Below are 16,950 nucleotides of genomic sequence, written 5' to 3'. Positions count from 1 at the left end.
TGTAATGTACGAACAATTTAACCGAAACAAAAAGAATCCACCGATGAAAAGGGTTGCATCCGGCCTGCTTCTATAATATTGTACGTACATGTTCATTCCCCTTCATTTTACTCGTTCCCCTTCGGGTTAGCAATAGCGGCATTTCCGCTCAGCCCGTACTTGCGGCGAAGCCGGTCCAGCGCTTTTCGCCAGGGCTCGCCAAGCAACGCGAGGAATGCCGCATTGGACAGCGCATGAGCCAGATCAAAGGGAAAGCTCGCGGCGCAGGACGCCAGGTAAGCGGCAAGTCCTCCCCCATCCGGAAAAGCCGAATAAACCCAAAGGTTCATGAGCCAGCCGAAAAGGAACCCCCAGAGGAAGCCGAACGCGATCAGCAGCGGCCTTTTGACGGTGATCCGCATTTTGGGCATCAGGCCGGACGTCAGTCCGATCAGGCCCCAGCCGAACATTTGCCAGGGCGTCCACGGCCCCTGCCCGAGGAACAGATTCGATACCAGCGCGGCTACCGCTCCGATGACAAACCCCGCCTCTCCGCCGAACACAAGGCCGGACACGATCACGACAAAGCTGGTCGGCTGCACGCTGGGCAGCGCGGCAAACGGCACGCGGGCCACGGCGGCGACAGCCGCCAGTACGGCGAGCAGCACCAGCTCGCGGGCATGCGCCGATCGGCGTTCGAACCGGAGCAAAAGCGGCATCAGTGCGACACCGGTCAGCAAAAAGGAAAGCAACAAATAGTAGCGGTCCGTGACGGCAACCGATACCGCAAGAGCCATCGCGAACAGGAACACGCCTCCCCACACCGGCCCTTTCATGACAGCCGCTCCAGTACGTCTTTCGCGGTCAGCGCGTCGGGAAAGAGAGCCCGAGCAGCTCGGTTGACCGATGTGGTATAGAAGTAATTGTCGCCAAAAAACAGCCGCGGAGCCGCTTCGGCGGAGATGGCGCGGTCGAACAACATGGCGCACCGGGTGGCATGGGCCGCCGCAAACTCGACGTCATGGGTTACGATGGCGATGGTTTTCCCTTCCGCCCGGAGCTCGTCAAACAGAGCCGCCATGCTTTGTTTGGCGAACGGATCAAGCCCTTTCGTCGGCTCGTCGAACAGTACAATATCCGGCTTCGCCAGCAGCAGCATGCCGAGCGCTACCTTTTGCTGCTGCCCTCCGCTGATGTCGTGCGGATGCTTGCCGGCCAGCCCGGCGATTCCCAGCCGCTCAAGCATATGAACGGCTGCGTCCCGCCAGCCCGACGGCTCCGCCCGCTTCGCCATATGCTCCAGTTCTTCCCGCACCGTGTCGAAGCTGAAATAAAGCAGCGGGTTTTGCGCCATGTAGCCGATCTTCAGCCCCTTCTCCGTCTCGACGCGGCCGCGCTGCGGCTTCAGCAAGCCCGCCATCACCTGCAGAAGGGTGGATTTTCCGGCGCCGTTGCCGCCGACGACAGCCAGCAGCTCGTTCCGAGCCAGCGTCAGCTTCAGCTTGCTCAACACCTCCGGCCCGTCTTTTTCGTAGCGGAAGCTTACGTCCCGGCAGGTAAGGACCACGCCTTCCTTCCGCCCCGCCGTATCCGGTAACGCCAAAAGGAAGGCTTCCGAACGTCCTGGCCGGGCCGGACTCTCCGCTGCTGCCGCCGCCGATTCACGGCCCGCCCGGCTGCCAAATCCGCCCGGCGCATCCGCCGCCGCTTGCTCCAGCCACGCTTTCCCTTCCCGCACGTTCAGCGGAGCTCCGGCCTGCCTACCGCCGGTCTCCCGGCCGGCTTCCGCCTGCCAGAACAGCTGCGTCAAGGCCGGGAAGTAAGCCAGGTCCGCGCGTTCCCCGGAGCGGGCGATTTCCGCGCTGACCGCGCGCGGCGGCCCTTCATGCTTGATCCGGCCGTTTTCCATCAGGCAGATCCGGTCCGCAAGCGGAAGCGCATCCTCCAGCCGGTGCTCGCTCATCACAACGGTCATCGACAGCTCCTCGTTCAGCCTCCGCACCATCTGCAAAAATTCCTGCGCCGCCACCGGGTCAAGCTGGGAGGAAGGCTCGTCGAGCAGCAGCAGCTTCGGCTGGAGCAAAAGGACCGACGCCAGATTCAGCGTCTGCTTTTGCCCGCCGGACAGCTCGTGCACGGATTTGTGCAGGATCGGCTCCAGCCCGAAAAAGTGGGCCATCTCCGCCAGCCGTTTGCGCATAACCGGCTGACTGTAGCCCATGTTTTCCATCGAAAAAGCAAGCTCGTGCCAGACCGTGTCCATTACAATTTGACTGTCGGGATTTTGAAAAACCATGCCGATTTCCTCCGCCGCCTCCCGGACGGACAGCTCTTCCATGGGGGCACCCTTGTAGAGCACGCGGCCCGACCGTAAGCCCGCTGGCGCCAGCTCCCGCTTGAGGTGGCGCAAAAGCGTCGTTTTGCCGCTGCCCGACGCGCCGCACAGCACCACGAACTCGCCTTCCCGAACGGTCAGCGACACGTCCGCAAGCGCGGGTCGCGAATCGTCGGGATAGGTGAACGTCAACCCTTCCGTTTTTACGATTTCCATTTTGCACGCTCCCTGATTTCCACGGCGAGAGGAATCGCCAAGTAAAGACAAAAGCAGCCGAACAACGCCGCTTCCCCGGCGTCGAACGGCGGAAGGACCATCCGGGGGTAAACCGGGAATACGCCTTTCCCCAGCAGCCTTCCCGCCGCGCACGCCCCGCCGCTCAAGAGCAGCAGCAAAAGCGCCGTATAATCCCGCCGGTCCATCCGGTATACGGAATAAGCGCTTCGTTTGCCGGTGCCGTATCCCCGGGCGTTCATCGAATCGGCCGTCTGCAGGCCTTCTTCCAGACTCCAGACCAGCAGCACCTTCAAAAGGATCATCCCGTTCCGCAGCCTGCTCACAAGGCCGCCCTCCCGCACGCTGATGCCCTTGGCCCTTTGAACAAGCGCGATTTGCTTCAGCCGCACGCGAAAAAGCGGCACAAACCGGATGGCCATCATCGCCAGCAACGAGGTTTTGGGCGCCGCTCCCGAGAACAAATACAGAAACTTGTCGGACGTGACCGCCCGGTTATAGGAAACGAAAACCGTTAATACGGCAATCAGCGTCAAGGCCGCGGTCGTGCCGTACAGCACGGCTTCAAGCGTAACGGGCTGATCCAGAAAATAGAACAGGATGTGCCGTCCCCGGTGGTTAAACAACGGATTGATCAGGGCAATGGCAAACGCGCCGACGAGGGAAAAAGACAGCATCCGGACAAGCGCCCGCCCCGCCCCCTGCAGGACGGCCAGCAGGCCCAGCGCCAGGATGGCCGTCAGCAGATAGAGCGGATGCGAGAGCAGCATGACGAGCATGGCCAGCCCGGCATAAAACAAAAACGCGGGGGCCGGATGCAACGCTGCCATGCCCCGGTTCATGAAGCCTCCGCCCCGATGTCTTTGCCGAGGTCAAGCGTATACAGCCATTCCACTTGGTCGCCCGGAAGAATTGTGACCGCGCCGGCGCTTTTCCTGGCCACTTCCCCATTGACGCGGAACAGCCAGCCGCTTTGCGGGCCGTGGTCGAACTCGTACAGATTGTCGATTCCTTCCACGTAAGCAAGCGCTCCGCTGCCCCGGTACTCCATTGGGATTTTATGTTCCCGGGTGACGCGCTTGAGCAGCTCCAGAGCGGTTTCGCCCTCTTTCACTTCGACCTCGAGAGGAGCCAAAATGACGCCCTGCTCTTTATCGCCCGTGATGGAGAACGAGACGGCCGCCGTTTGGGCCGCAGCCGTCCCGGCAGCCGGCGCCTTTGTCGGCGCGGCGGACGGAGCGTCAGCGGACGCGCTTGGCTTCGGGGATGCGGACGCGGATGCTGAAGCCTGCGGCTTGACCGACGGCGCGGGCGCAGAAGTCGGCGCGGCGGATGCTTTCCCGCCGCTTCCGGCCGAGCCGCCGGGCGCGGACGGCTTCGCCGGGGCCGCCGGTGAGGCCGGCGATGCCGTCGGCGGCGCGGAAGCCTCCGGGGCCGCCGGAGCATCGGGCGCTTCCGGCGCGGAAGCCGTGACGGCCGGGCTCGGCGACGGCGAAACGCCGGACGTCGCAGCGGCGGATACGGCGGGAGAATCCGCCGCCTCCGGCGCCTGCCCGCCCGCTCCGCAGCCGCCCAGCAGCAGGGCGGCCGCTGTCACGATAGCGGCCAAACAACGCGCGGTCCGTCCTTTCAAAGCAAACATCATGGTTCCCCCTTCATAAGGAAAGGAAACGAAGGGCGGCTGAATGCGCCCTTCGCTTCTTTATACCGGTTATTTTTGCGGGTTGCGGGCGTGCGGGCGTGCTTATTTCGCCAGAGCGAAGCACTTCATCGCCACAACGGCCGCCATTTCGCGGGTTACCGCGTCCTTCGGATGAAACGCCCCGGCGGAGCCGACCATGAGGCCGTTGTCGTATACCGCCGCTACATGGGGAACCGCGCCTGCATACATCAGTTTCTGATCGCTGAACGGCAGGCTGTCCGAGGTGCGCTTCAGATCAAACGCCTTGCTGATCATAACCGCCATATCCTGGCGGGTGATCGGCTGGGACGGCTTCATCAAGCCGGCCGAAACGCCTTCCACCAAGCCGAGCTCCTTCGCCTTCATGACGTAGCCGTAATACCAGGTCCCGGGAGCGACATCCGTAAAGCTTTGCTTCGCGTTCGGATTCGGCTGCTCATTCAGCAGCTTCAACAGCAGCGTGGCAAATTCGGCCCGGGTTATTGCTTTTTTCGGTGAGAACCGCAGCTCGTTTACGCCCGTTCCGACCATCAGACCATTCATATAGGCCTGGTCCACATATACGGAAGCCCAAACGGAGACTTCCTTTTGATCGGCGAAGCTTTGCGCCGGTTTTACAATCAGACCGGTTTGTTTACGCACAACAGAAGGAGCATCGCCCGTCCGGTAGCCGCTCACGGTAACCGTATGTTTTCCGGCGGGTACGGAAGAGAAGCCGGCTTTGCCGCTGGCGTCGGTGATCGCAGTGGCAGCACCAATGGCGACTTGTACGCCGGCAGCAGGCGTTTCCACCGTTTTTCCACTTTCCCAGTCAAGTGTTGCTTTCGTAACGGTAACCGTAAATGGCTTGCCGGCCTGCGGTGCCGCAGGGGTTGCGTATACGGCTTGGACAACTTGCGTGTCTCCGCCGCCATAGTAAACGACCGTTTCATCGCCTTTTTCCAGTGCAAACTGGTTCATCCCGACAGATGGGAAAATCCAGTTTCCGTCGCGGATCACCGCGAACATCCAGCCGTCATAGCCTCCGTATACGCCGGATTCCAGTCCGCTGATCGACTTTACAAAAGGACCGTACGCCATTTCTTCAACGACAAGCGCTTTGTTTTGGGCCGTGGTCAGTTCCTTCAAGCCGTCCAGCACATTTGCCGCCTTGACGGAGCCGGAGAACGCGGAACCGGCCTTGTCGCCCTCCACCCGAATGACCGGAGCCGGAGCAAAATCGTACAGGCGGCCGCCGCCTGCTTCAAAGAGCTTGTAAGCGACAAGCGCTTGAAGCGCCTGCTCGGTCGCCATGACATCCGCCTCGCCGGAGAGCTCATGACGGAAGCTGCCTTTGTCGTCGCGGAAGGTCAGCAGCTTGTCCACCAGACTGACGCCGCCCTTGGTGAACCGGGCTTCCGTCGGGTCTATGCCGTGTGCCGTCAGGCCGATGATGACCTGCGCAACGGTTTCGCTGCTTTCCGTGCCCCAGGTCGTGTAGCCGCCCTGCGCGTTTTGCGTCTTGGCGAGCAGCGCAACCGCCTTGTCGGCCGCTGCTTTCACGGCCGGGCGGTCTTTGTAAGGCGCAAGCGCCGTCAGCGCAAAAGCGGTCAGATCGGGATCGCTTGCGTCGCCCGTAAAGGAGAAGCCTCCGTCGGCCAATTGAGCATCCAGAACGTACGCGATCAGCTTGTCGCGGGTCCAGGCGGCTCCCTGCGGAATCTCATACCCGCCCGCATCCAAAGCGACCAGCGCATACAAAGGCCCGTTTAGACCCTGATTCGTCATCTTGGCATGATCCGCAAGACCGGCGATCAGATTGTAACCCGCGTAATCGGCCGCGTTCTTGCCGAGCGCCGTGAGTGCCAGTACCGTGCGCGCGGCGTCGGTAACCCTGCCGTATTGGCCTTTGGCCTCTTTCACGGACGCTTCCAGCTTGGAAACGTAACCGGCGGGAACGTCCGCGCCGAGCCGGGACAGTCCGACGGCTTCCCAATCGGAGTCGACGCCGCCTTTGGTGATTGAGTCCGCCGCGGAATAGACGGCTTCTTCAACCGATACGCCGGTTTCCGCGGTTACCGCGGCTTCGGCTGCGAATGCGCCGGCCGGCAGCGCGGCGGAAAGCAGCAGCAGAAAAGACAGGACAAGTGCAACAACAGATGAATTTCGTTTCAACGTTCAGGCCTCTTTTCTTCATAAAATGATAGATTGGCACAAAAAAAACCGCCTCTGAAGAAGGTGGCGGATTGGTGCGCATGGACATGCGAATACGATCGTTTCTTATCCCACCCCCCGAAGAATCAGAAACACCCGGGCAAGGCAGGTCTCCTGGCTCATGCGTCAAACACGGCTTTTCGCCTTCCCGTCCGGCAGAAACAGTGGCGTGTGAAAAGCCGCTCGGCATTTACAGTGGCGGGACCGCGCCGGATTCGCACCGGCTTCCCTATTAAGCGGGTTTGTTCGACAGCCAAACCCGCACCTTTGCCCGAAACGGTTATGAACTTGTCCTATTATCATAGCTTTTCGGAACCCGTTTGTCCACATCGCCCGAGGATTGGCGGAGCTCCTTGACGGGTAATAGAGAAGTAGAAAGCCTGCGGCCGGACACCTTGCATGCCGGCCGTTCAACCTATCAACGGGAGGTTCGACACCATGAGACATTTGAATGAAGATCAAATAAAAACGCTGCGCACCCGCCTGGAGGAGGAACGTAACGAGCTGAACGCCCAGCTAGAGCGAAACGAGAACGAGTCGCTGCGGGATTCCACCGGCGAGCTGACGGCGGCGGACAACCACCCGGGCGACACCGGGACCGAGCTTTTCGAGCGAAGCCGGGACCTGGCGCTGAATGAATCCGAGCAATCCCGGCTTGCCGAAGTAGAGGCCGCTCTGGAACGGGTTGGCAACGGCACGTACGGCATCTGCGAGAAAAGCGGGGAACCGATCCCGTATGAGCGCCTTGAAGCGATTCCATGGACCCGGTTCACCGTGGAGCATTCCGAGATGCAGGAGGTATCCGACAGCCGTCCGGTCGAAGAAGAAGTGATGGTGCCTGGGCGCGGCGTTACGGACCGTCATTACGTGACCGAGCAGGCCGAACGGGACGACAACGACGCCTGGCGCATTGTCGAGGAATATGGAAATTCCGATTCTCCGGCCATGGCCGACGATCCCGACCGCTTCCGCTATACCGATTCGAAAGGCGGCGGCAACGGAGACGGCAGCGTTCAGAAAATGGACGATTTCGCCGCCACCGACATCGACGGCGCCAACCGAAGGGCCATACGCGGAAAGGAATACGACCGCTACCTGCAAAATGACGAAGGAGACGCCGTTTTTGAAGCCGAGCGCTCGGCGGCGGAACGCGGCAAGCCGGTCGACTAAACCGGCTGCGCCTTTTTCGCCTCTCCTGCGCTAGTCCCCACCCGCCTCCCCGTCTGCGGAATATACTGAACGCAGACGAAACAAGGAGGCGGGATCGGGTGAAGGCAACGAACCCCCTGCACATTTGGATTTTTACACTGGAGTATCAACCCCATATTATCGGAGGACTCGGAACGGTCGCGACGGAGCTGACAAGATCGCTTGTGCGCCGGAACCTTTCGGTCACGTTGTTTACCAGAGGAGAAGGGCGCTGGATAACAAGCGGCAAAAGCGGGTCTCTCCGCGTCGTCCGGCTGCCCGGCCTCCCTGCGTTTTACAGCGAGAAAAACCGCAGCTTTTACACCTCCCCTCTCATCCGGTATGCCCTCCGTTCCGGCCTGCCGCGTCCGGACGCCATTCAGGTTCACAGCCTGGAATTTGCGCTCGCCGCCCTGGAATGCCGGAGACTGTTCCGGGCGCCCCTGATTTATTCCTGCCACTCGCTCGTTTCCGGTTCTCCCTCTCGGGTCGCTACAAAACGGCTGCAGCTGATTTTGCTGCGCAATGCCAACCGCATCGCTGTTCCAAGCCGCTCCCTGAGGAGTGAAATCATCCAGACGGTTCCGGCGGCTGCCGGCAAAATCGCCGTTATTCCGCATGGCGTACGAAAAGGCAAGCCGCCGGCCCGCGTCAATCCGGGCAAGCTTTTGTTTGTGGGCCGGCTGATTCCCTCCAAAGGAGTGGAGCCGCTGGTACGCGCCTTTGTGCGCGTCCGCAGATTAAGGCCTTCCGCGTCGCTGACCATCGTCGGAAAGGGGTCTGCGCTGTATGTACGGCGCTTGCGCCGTTATATCCGGCGTCATGGGGCGGCACGGAGTGTAATCTGGACCGGCTTCAAAACGCCGCCCGAGGTGCAGCGAATGTACCGCAAACACGGAGCTGTGGTTGTGCCGAGCTCGCACGAATCGTTCGGTTTGGTCGCGTTGGAGGCGATGGCGAACGGCGTCCCGCTCCTCGCCACACAGCGGGGCGGCCTGAAGGAATTCGTCCGCAATTCTACGGCCGGTGTTTTGGCGGAGCCCCGGGAACCGGACATTGCCCGCGCGATCGCTTCCATGTGGCGGCATCCCGCCGCGACGGAGCGGAAACGAAAAGCCGCCCTTCGCGTCTCCCGCCAATACCGCTGGCCAGCAGCCGCCCGCCGGTACGAGGCGCTGTTTCGCGAAAGGACGGCGCGCATCAAAAAGCTTGACAAGGAGGAATGAACAGATGCCTTCCCTGGCCATCCGAATGGCGGAAAGGTTCGGTCTTCCCGCCGTCAGCGCGGTCCCGGTGTCGGAAGGCGTTTACCGTGTCAAAACCGCCGGCGGGATTCCGTACAGCCTGAAACGAATGCCGTTCCCCCCGCAAAGGCTGCGTTGGATCGACCAATCCCTCAGGCGCCTGAGAAGCCATGGCGCCCCTCCGCTGGCCTGGCGCAGACCGGAGCAGCGCCACGGGAAGCGCGTCTTCCTCCTTACCCCCGACAAGCAGCAAACCTATGTCCTCACGCCTTGGTTCCATGGCCGATGGCCGTCGCTCGGTTCCCGCAGCGACCTGCGGCTGTGCGGCGCAGCGCTGGCCCGGTTTCACGCCGCAAGCAAGGGAATGCCGCTGAACGCAAAAGGCGCGAACAACCGGATCGGGGCTTGGCCGCGGGAGCTCGGCGGCATGAAGCGGGATTTGGAGCGGCTGCTCTCGGAAGCGGCCCTTCAGGCACGCGACCGGCGGATCGCCGATTGGATCGGCCGCCATCGCAAGGAGCTGACCGGCTACGCGAAAGGCGCGCAGCTTCGGTTGGCCAAAGCCGGGTACAGCGGGCAATGCAGGCTCCGCCGAAACGCTGTTCTCTGCCACGGCGACGGGGGGCCGACCAATTTTATTATCGACGCCCGCGGCCGGATGCGCCTGATCGATTTTGAGACGCTGCGCATTGATTTGAGGGCTTACGACCTGTACCGGCTGCTTTTTAATACCTGCAAGGAGAGGGCGTGGAGGTTCTCGACAGCGGAAGCGGTTCTGGCCGGCTACCGGTCGTTCTCCCCTCTTACCGCGGACGACTGCCGGCTGGCGGCGGCGTGGCTGCGGTTTCCCCGCACGACGCACCTCCTTTTCCGCGCAAACCGAAATGGCCAGGTCACACTAACGCTCGGGGAGCTGAACGCCGCCCTGCTGGCGGAACGCCGAATCACCGGCTTCCTTTTGCAGCTGGACCAGTTCCGTTTGTCCTCCCTCGGCGGCAAAAAGCCCGCAGCCGCGCGATAAACACGCGGTGCGGGCGATTTTCTTCCGAATGGCGGTTTACCGGGCTTTCGGATCAATCCTGCGGCTGCAGCAGCTTCGTGTAAAGGTCCATGTACTGCCTTGCCGCCTGGCTCCAGCCGAAATCCAGCTTGGAAATATTGGCGATCAGCTTCTTCCACACTTCCTCGTCCCGGTACAAGCCGACGGCGCGCTGGATCGTGAACAGAAGCTCGTGGGCATTGTAGTTGGCGAAGCTGAACCCCGTCCCTTCTCCTGTGAATTCATTGTAGGGCAGAACGGTGTCCTTCAGGCCGCCCGTCTCCCGGACGATCGGCACCGAGCGGTACCGGAAGGCGATCAGCTGCCCCAGGCCGCAGGGCTCGAACTGGGACGGCATAAGAAACATATCGGAAGCCGCGTAAATCCGGTGCGCCAGCTCTTCCTGGAAACGAATATGTACGGACACTTTGTCCGGATGACGCTCCGCAAGCTCCTTGAAAAACTGCTCGTATTTCCAGTCTCCCGTTCCGAGCAGTACGAACTGGATGTCGTCCTGCAGCGCTTCGTCCAGAATCCGTTCGATCAGATCGAAGCCTTTTTGTTCCACCAGTCGGGACACCACCCCGATCATCGGAATGCGGTCATCCACCGCCAGCCCGTGCTCCTGCTGGAAAAGCTTTTTGTTCAGCCGCTTCTTGACCAGCGAATTGCGGAACTTCACGGTAATGGCCGGGTCATTCATCGGGTCGTAAAATTCATTGTCGAGCCCGTTCAGGATGCCGTACAGGTCGTTCGAGCGGGCACGCAAAACTCCGTCAAGCTGCTCTCCGTAATAAGCGGTCTGAATTTCCTCCGCATAGGTTTTGCTAACGGTGGTAATCACGTCGGAATACAGCAGAGCGCCTTTCATGCAGCTTCCGCCTCCGTAGAATTCCAGCCCTTCCGCCGTGAAATAGCTGTCCCCGACCCCCAGCAAATCCTGGAGCAGCTCGCGGGAAAACAAGCCCTGGTACTTCAGATTGTGAATGGTAAACACCGTCCGGATGCTCCGGTAATCCTCCAGGTGCCCGTAATGCTCCTTCAGCATGAACGGGACAAGCCCGGTTTGCCAATCGTGGCAGTGGACGATGTCGGGTTTGTATCCATCCATATGCTGCAAGGCCTCGCAAACGGCCCGGGAAAAGAACACAAACCGTTCGGCATCGTCGCCGTAGCCGTACAGCCCGGTTCGCCTGAAGTAAAATTCGTTGTCGAGAAAATACCAATGGATGCCTTCGTGCACCAGCTCCTGCAGCCCGCAGTACTGCTTGCGCCAGCCGACATACACGCTGAACTCGTTCACGAGGGTCATCCGCTCGCGGAGCTCGGCCGGAATATCCTCGTATTTCGGCAGGATGATCCGGACATCGGCGCCCTGCTCCCGCAAGGCGCGGGGCAGCGAACCGATTACGTCGGCCAGACCGCCCGATTTTACAAAAGGAACCGCCTCCGAGGCGGCAAACAGCACGTTCATTTCTCTTCCTCCCGTTAAGGCGAAAAGACGGGCCTCCGGGATGCGGATCATTCTTCCGATCGCTAACGCTTCAGCAGAATGATTCCGCTCCTCTCCGGCCCTGTTTCGCCAAACTAGATCACTTTTAATTTCTCTGCGATGTACGGGGCTTTCGCGTCTCCGATCAGCGTCGTGTCGTTGGAAATCCGCACATCCTTGTCGAGAATCGCGTTCTGGATCGTCGCCCGCTCCAGCACGTGGCCGTTCTGAAGGACAATGCAGTTCCGCAGGACCGCTCCGCTGTGCACTTTTACCCCGCGGAACAGAATGCAATTTTCCACCGTCCCGTCGATCACGCATCCGTTGGCGATCAGACTGTTTTTGACGTTGGCCCGGGTCGTGTATTTGGTCGGCGGCTCATCTTTGACCTTGGTAAGGATGGGGAACGGTTCAAAAAACAGCTGCCGGTAGACTTCGGGATCAAGCAGATTCATGCTGTGGCGGAAGTAGCTGGGGATCGAGTTGACCACGCCGAGATAGCCTTTAAACGGAAAGCCGTTGACGGTCAGCCGGTCCAGGTTCCGCATGACCGCGTTGCGGACAAAATGGTCGTATCCCTGCGCCAGGGACGTTTCCACGATGTCCAGCAGAAGCTCTTTTTTCAGAACATAAATCTCCATCGAAACCTTGTCGCTGTCCGTTCGTCCATAATGATCCTGGATCATCGTCACGCGGCCTTCCGCGTTCGTCTGGATGCGGCGGCACTTGGCGCTTCCCTGCGTCTTGTCTTCTTTGTACACCAGGGTGATGTCGCTTTTCGACTCGCGGTGAAAATTGACAACCTCCGCCAGGTCGATATTGCAAACCATATGGCTGCGGGCCAGCACGACATATTCGGACGAGCTCCGGTAAAAGAAATCCTTGTGCTTCTGAAAGTAAAAGAGATCGCCCCGCAGCATTTCCTGAAGCTCCTCCACCGCCGGAGGAAGAAAAAACAGGCCGTTGCGCTTGCGGGCCAGGTCCCAGCTTTTGCCGGAGCCGACATGATCCATCAAGGACCGGTACTTCGTATGGGTGAAAACGGCTACGCTGCGGATGCCCGAATTGACCATGCTCGACAGCATAAAGTCGATCAGCCGGTACCGGCCGCCGAAAGGAACGGAAGCGACCGCCCGGTGATACGTCAATTCCTCCAGGTCATCCGGTTCGTTAACCAGGTTGATGATGCCCAGTACATCTTTCATTGCGGTCCCACCTTTTCGGATTTGTGCGGTTTCGTTCAGATCATCGTCTCGTAGCTGCCCACCAGCGTAATGTCCTCAGAATCGGGGCTTCCGACCGTTTGTCCGTCTTCAATCACGGAGCCCTCCCCGATGATCGCCCGGTGGATCGTGACGTTTTCGCCGATCCGCACGCCCGGCATGATAACGGAATCCTTGATGACGCTATTTTTGCCGACGCGCACGTCATAGGAAAGAACGGAATGGTCCACGTCGCCGAACAGAATGCAGCCTTCGTTCACAATGGAGCATTTGACCTTTGCTTCCGGCGAAATGAACTGCGGCGGCTGCACGGGATTGACGGAATAGATCCGCCAGGAACGGTCGTTCAGGTTGATTTCCGGCTCGGGGGCGATCAGGTCCATGCTGGCCTCCCACAGGCTTTTGATTGTGCCGACATCCTTCCAGTAGCCCTTGAACGGATAGGCTTGCAGGTTCAGTCCGTCCCGCAGCATCGCGGGAATAATGTCCTTGCCGAAATCGTGGTTGGACGCCGGATCCGCGGCATCCGCTTTTAAATAATCCTGCAGCACGTTTTTATTGAAAATGTAAATCCCCATCGACGCGAGGTTGCCTTTGGGCTCCTTCGGCTTTTCGGAGAATACGGTGACCCGCATATCCTCATCGGTTTCCATGATGCCGAACCGGCTGGCTTCCTCCCATGGGACGGGCATGACCGCAATGGTCGCTTCCGCGCGCGTCCGCTTGTGGTGGCCGATCAGCTTGTCGTAATCCATTTTGTAAATATGGTCGCCGGACAGCACCAGGACGTAATCCGGGTCGTATTGCTCGATAAAGGTGAAATTTTGATGAATGGCGTTCGCCGTTCCGGTATACCAGGACCCGCCCGACTGGTTCAAAAAAGGAGGCAGCACCCGAAGGCCGCCTTCCTGACGGTCCAGATCCCACGGACTGCCAATTCCCAGGTAATCGTGCAGGACAAGGTGCTCGTATTGCGTCAGCACGCCCACTGTGTCGATGCCGGAGTTCACGCAGTTGCTGAGCGGAAAATCGATGATCCGGTATTTGCCTCCGAAATGCACGGCGGGTTTGGCCAGATTGCTGGTCAGCGCGCCGAGCCGTGTGCCCTGGCCGCCGGCCAGAAGCATGACCACGCATTCTTTTCTGGGCATAGCGATCTCCCTTCCTGTCCTTGCGGACGCTGTTTTACCGGGCCTAGGTTTGGCCCTCCGTTCCGTTTGCCTTGCGGCTTCGCCCGGCTCCCGCCGGGCGGGGCGCCGGTTTATCGGCCGTATCCGCTTGCGTTTTGGTTCTGCGGCTCCGTCCCGCGGGCGGCTTCGCGGCGGGCTCCTCCGCCCCGGTCCGGGAAACGGCCGTCGCTTTGCTCGTCCGCTTGCGCCCCGAACGCGGCCGGGCTTCGGCCTTTGCCGCCGCCGGCTCCGCCGAGGAAAGCGCCGCTTTCTTCAGGATTACCGCCCCGAGCGGCGGCACCGTTAACTCCGCACTGTATTTCTTCCCGTGAAACGGCAGCGCGAGGGCGCGAACCGGCTCGCGGTTGCGCTGGTCCGAGCCGCCGAACTCCGCCGCGTCGCTGTTCAGCACCTCGATGTAGTCGCCGCGCGAAGGCATCCCGATGCGGTACACCGGATAGGTGGCGGGCGTGAAGTTTACGATCACCACCAGATCGTCCTTGCGGCGTTTGCCTTTGCGGACAAAGGAAACGACGCTTTGTCCGGCGTTGTCCGCATCGATCCACTCAAAGCCCCCGGGCTCGTGATCCTGTTCCCAAAGCGCGGGCTCCTCCAGGTAAAGCCGGTTCAGCTCCCGGACAAAGCCGCTGAAATGCCGGTGGGCTTCATAGTCCGACAGGAACCAGTCCAGTTCCCCCCATTCGTTCCACTCGATAAACTGGGCGAACTCCCCGCCCATAAACAGCAGCTTCTTGCCCGGATGGCCGATCAAATAAGCGAGCAGGGCCCGGTAATTCGCAAACTTCTGCCAGTAATCGCCCGGCATTTTATCCAGCAGCGACTTCTTTCCGTGGACAACCTCGTCGTGCGAGAACGGCAGCACGTAATTTTCGGAAAAAGCGTACATCAGCGAAAAGGTGATCAGATGATGGTGATTCTTCCGTTCGTGCGGCTCCTTCTGCATGTACTTGAGGATGTCGTTCATCCACCCCATGTTCCATTTGTAATTAAAGCCAAGGCCTCCCTCAAAGGTCGGCGCGGTGATGCCCGGGCGGTCCGAGGAATCCTCCGCGATCATCAAGGCTTCGGGGTGGTACTGGAAGACCACCTCATTCAGCCGTTTCAAAAAGGCGATGGCCTCCAGATTTTCGTGCCCGCCTTCCTGGTTCATCGTCCACATGTCCTGCGGCTTGTCGAAGTTGAAGCTCATCATGCTGGCCACCGCGTCGACGCGCAGTCCGTCTACATGGTACTCTTCAAACCAGAACAGCGCGTTGGAAAGGAGAAAGCTGAGTACTTCGGCGCGTCCGAAATCAAAGCTGAGCGTCCCCCAAAGCGGTTTTTCGGCGCGGCGGCTGTCTTCGTATTCGTAGCACGGCTCGCCGTCGAACAGGCGCAGCCCGTGATCGTCCTTGCAAAAATGCCCCGGCACCCAGTCGACGATTACGCCGATGCCTTTTTCGTGGCAGCGGTTGACGAAATATTTAAAGCCTTCGGGCGGACCGTAGCGGCTGGTCACCGCGTAATAGCCGGTCGTTTGATACCCCCAGGAGCCGTCGAAGGGATGCTCCGCCATCGGAAGCAGCTCGATGTGGGTATAACCCATTTCCGCCACATAATCGATCAGGCTGTGCGCGTATTCTTCGTATGTATAAAAATCTTCAAAGCCTTTATTTTTCCAGGAGCCGAGATGCGCTTCGTATATGTTCATCGGCCTTTGGTACACGCTTTTGCGCTTGCGGTCTCTTCTCCAGGACCCGTCCGTCCAGGGAAACGGCTCTGCGGAGGCCACAACCGAAGCCGTAGCCGGCCGGACTTCCGCCTGAAACGCGTACGGATCGGCTTTCAGAAAGGGCGCTCCCTGACGCGGCCGGATTTCGTATTTGTAAACCTCTCCCGGTTCCAAGCCGGGTATGAACAGGCACCAAACGCCATTCTCGCTGACGCGTCTCATGGCGTGGCTTTCGCCGTTCCAGCCGTTAAAATTGCCGACGACGTGAACAGCCGCCGCATGCGGAGCCCAAACGGCAAACCGGACACCAGTATTTCCTTTTTCCCGGGCCGGGTGAGCGCCGAGCATTTTGTAAGTCTGGTACAGATTTCCTTGATGGAACAAATAGAGATCGTGATCGGACAGCTGCGAGGATTTCAAAGGCGGACTCTCCTTAGGGAGTTGAATTGAAGGTACTACTTATGTTATTAACCTTCCCGTATAAAATCAAAACACCCCGCCTCTTTGCGCGTTCCCTGGTGGATATTCCCTCAGCGGGTGATGTAGAATAGGAAGGACAACGGAAAGGAAGGGTACCATGCAGGTAGCGCAAAATTGGAAAGAATACGAACTTTTGGACACGGGCGGCGGCGAGAAGCTGGAGCGCTGGGGCGGCTTCGTGCTGCGCCGGCCGGACCCGCAAATCATTTGGCCGCTTGCCGAGGAAACCGAGATGTGGCGGCGGGCAAGCGCCCGGTACCACCGGAGCTCAAGCGGAGGCGGCGAATGGGAGGAAAAGGTCCGCCTGCCCGAACGCTGGACCATTGGCTACAAGGAGCTGAAATTTTATATCAAGCCGACAGGCTTTAAGCATACGGGGCTGTTTCCCGAGCAGGCGGCCAACTGGGACTGGATGATGGACAAGATCCGCTCGGCCGGCCGGCCCGTACGCGTCCTGAATCTGTTCGCCTACACGGGCGGCGCCACGCTTGCCTGCGCGGCGGCAGGCGCGGACGTCGTGCATGTCGACGCGGCCAAAGGCATGGTCCAGTGGGCCAAGGAGAATGCGGCGCTGTCCGGGCTTGCGGAGCGTCCGGTCCGCTACATCACGGACGATGTCTTCAAATTCGTGGCGCGCGAGCAGCGGCGCGGCAGCCGCTATGACGCCATCATCATGGACCCGCCTTCGTATGGACGCGGCCCGGGCGGCGAAATGTGGAAGCTGGAAAACGACCTCTACCGGTTTGTGGAGCACTGCGCGGACATCTTGACGGACCATCCGCTTTTCTTCCTGATCAACTCCTACACGACCGGGCTTTCCGCCAGCGTACTCACCAATATTCTGACGATGGCGATCAAGCGGAAGCATAACGGCAAAATCACGAGCGACGAGATCGGACTGCCGATTACGGCGAGCGGCCTGCATCTGCCCTGCGGCATTCTCGGGCGCTGGGAAGCGTAA

The 16,950-nt window shown here is 60.1% G+C and carries 14 protein-coding genes and 1 riboswitch; of the genes, 5 read left to right on the top strand and 9 right to left on the bottom strand.

The genetic code is table 11. The features are described from left to right. Positions 1-107 precede the first annotated feature (107 nt). From AC6I6H_RS10635 to AC6I6H_RS10620, 4 genes are read right to left on the bottom strand one after another with little or no spacing between them, the layout of a single operon-like run. Entirely contained in the window at positions 108-815 is a 708-nt protein-coding gene (locus AC6I6H_RS10635) for an ECF transporter S component (RefSeq protein WP_497953741.1), read from the bottom strand. After that, the gene (locus AC6I6H_RS10630) at positions 812-2,530 is read right to left on the bottom strand and encodes an ABC transporter ATP-binding protein (protein ID WP_497953740.1); all 1,719 of its coding nucleotides are present in this window, start codon (positions 2,528-2,530) and stop codon (positions 812-814) included. Before AC6I6H_RS10630 ends, AC6I6H_RS10635 begins: the two co-directional genes overlap by 4 nt. Beyond that, positions 2,518-3,390 carry an energy-coupling factor transporter transmembrane component T gene (locus tag AC6I6H_RS10625; RefSeq protein ID WP_497953739.1) on the bottom strand — a complete coding sequence of 291 codons (873 nt, stop codon included), beginning with the start codon at positions 3,388-3,390 and terminating at the stop codon, positions 2,518-2,520. The genes AC6I6H_RS10630 and AC6I6H_RS10625 overlap by 13 nt, the downstream gene beginning before the upstream one ends. Continuing rightward, a complete protein-coding gene (locus AC6I6H_RS10620; RefSeq protein WP_497953738.1) occupies positions 3,387-3,683 on the bottom strand; it encodes a DUF4430 domain-containing protein in 297 nt (98 codons plus the stop codon). The genes AC6I6H_RS10625 and AC6I6H_RS10620 overlap by 4 nt, the downstream gene beginning before the upstream one ends. 1 nt (position 3,684) lies before the next feature. Here AC6I6H_RS10620 and AC6I6H_RS10615 point away from each other — a divergent pair, with 1 nt between their 5' ends. Next, entirely contained in the window at positions 3,685-4,209 is a 525-nt protein-coding gene (locus tag AC6I6H_RS10615; RefSeq protein WP_497953737.1) for a hypothetical protein, read from the top strand. An 83-nt stretch (positions 4,210-4,292) separates the two neighbouring features. On the opposite strand, the gene AC6I6H_RS10610 is transcribed toward AC6I6H_RS10615, so the two are convergent. Further along, positions 4,293-6,383: an S-layer homology domain-containing protein gene (locus tag AC6I6H_RS10610; protein ID WP_497953736.1), complete on the bottom strand. Its 2,091-nt coding sequence runs from the start codon at positions 6,381-6,383 to the stop codon at positions 4,293-4,295. A gap of 126 nt (positions 6,384-6,509) precedes the next feature. Further along, a riboswitch (cobalamin riboswitch) is annotated at positions 6,510-6,707 on the bottom strand. Between the two features lie 153 nt (positions 6,708-6,860). Between AC6I6H_RS10610 and AC6I6H_RS10605 the strand changes: the two genes are divergently transcribed. From AC6I6H_RS10605 to AC6I6H_RS10595, 3 genes are all read left to right on the top strand, one after another. Then, positions 6,861-7,592, top strand: coding sequence for a TraR/DksA C4-type zinc finger protein (locus AC6I6H_RS10605; RefSeq protein ID WP_497953735.1), 732 nt, complete (start codon positions 6,861-6,863; stop codon positions 7,590-7,592). Positions 7,593-7,690: 98 nt separating this feature from the next. Beyond that, positions 7,691-8,836 carry a glycosyltransferase family 4 protein gene (locus AC6I6H_RS10600; RefSeq protein ID WP_497953734.1) on the top strand — a complete coding sequence of 382 codons (1,146 nt, stop codon included), beginning with the start codon at positions 7,691-7,693 and terminating at the stop codon, positions 8,834-8,836. Positions 8,837-8,840: 4 nt separating this feature from the next. Further along, entirely contained in the window at positions 8,841-9,875 is a 1,035-nt protein-coding gene (locus tag AC6I6H_RS10595; protein ID WP_497953733.1) for a phosphotransferase, read from the top strand. A 52-nt stretch (positions 9,876-9,927) separates the two neighbouring features. Here AC6I6H_RS10595 and glgA read toward each other — a convergent pair whose 3' ends face one another. From glgA to glgB, 4 genes are all read right to left on the bottom strand, one after another. Continuing rightward, a complete protein-coding gene (glgA, locus tag AC6I6H_RS10590) occupies positions 9,928-11,367 on the bottom strand; it encodes a glycogen synthase GlgA (RefSeq protein ID WP_497953732.1) in 1,440 nt (479 codons plus the stop codon). Positions 11,368-11,480: 113 nt separating this feature from the next. Further along, entirely contained in the window at positions 11,481-12,590 is a 1,110-nt protein-coding gene (glgD, locus tag AC6I6H_RS10585; RefSeq protein ID WP_497953731.1) for a glucose-1-phosphate adenylyltransferase subunit GlgD, read from the bottom strand. Between the two features lie 35 nt (positions 12,591-12,625). After that, the gene (locus AC6I6H_RS10580) at positions 12,626-13,759 is read right to left on the bottom strand and encodes a glucose-1-phosphate adenylyltransferase (RefSeq protein WP_497953730.1); all 1,134 of its coding nucleotides are present in this window, start codon (positions 13,757-13,759) and stop codon (positions 12,626-12,628) included. A gap of 43 nt (positions 13,760-13,802) precedes the next feature. Further along, the gene (glgB, locus tag AC6I6H_RS10575; protein WP_497953729.1) at positions 13,803-15,929 is read right to left on the bottom strand and encodes a 1,4-alpha-glucan branching protein GlgB; all 2,127 of its coding nucleotides are present in this window, start codon (positions 15,927-15,929) and stop codon (positions 13,803-13,805) included. 157 nt (positions 15,930-16,086) lie between these two features. On the opposite strand from glgB, the gene AC6I6H_RS10570 reads away from it, so the two are divergent. Beyond that, complete coding sequence (locus AC6I6H_RS10570; RefSeq protein WP_497953728.1) at positions 16,087-16,950, top strand: class I SAM-dependent methyltransferase; 864 nt, start codon at positions 16,087-16,089, stop codon at positions 16,948-16,950.

Source organism: Gorillibacterium sp. sgz306347 (assembly GCF_059735245.1).
This window is presented reverse-complemented; position numbering and strand designations above follow the sequence as displayed.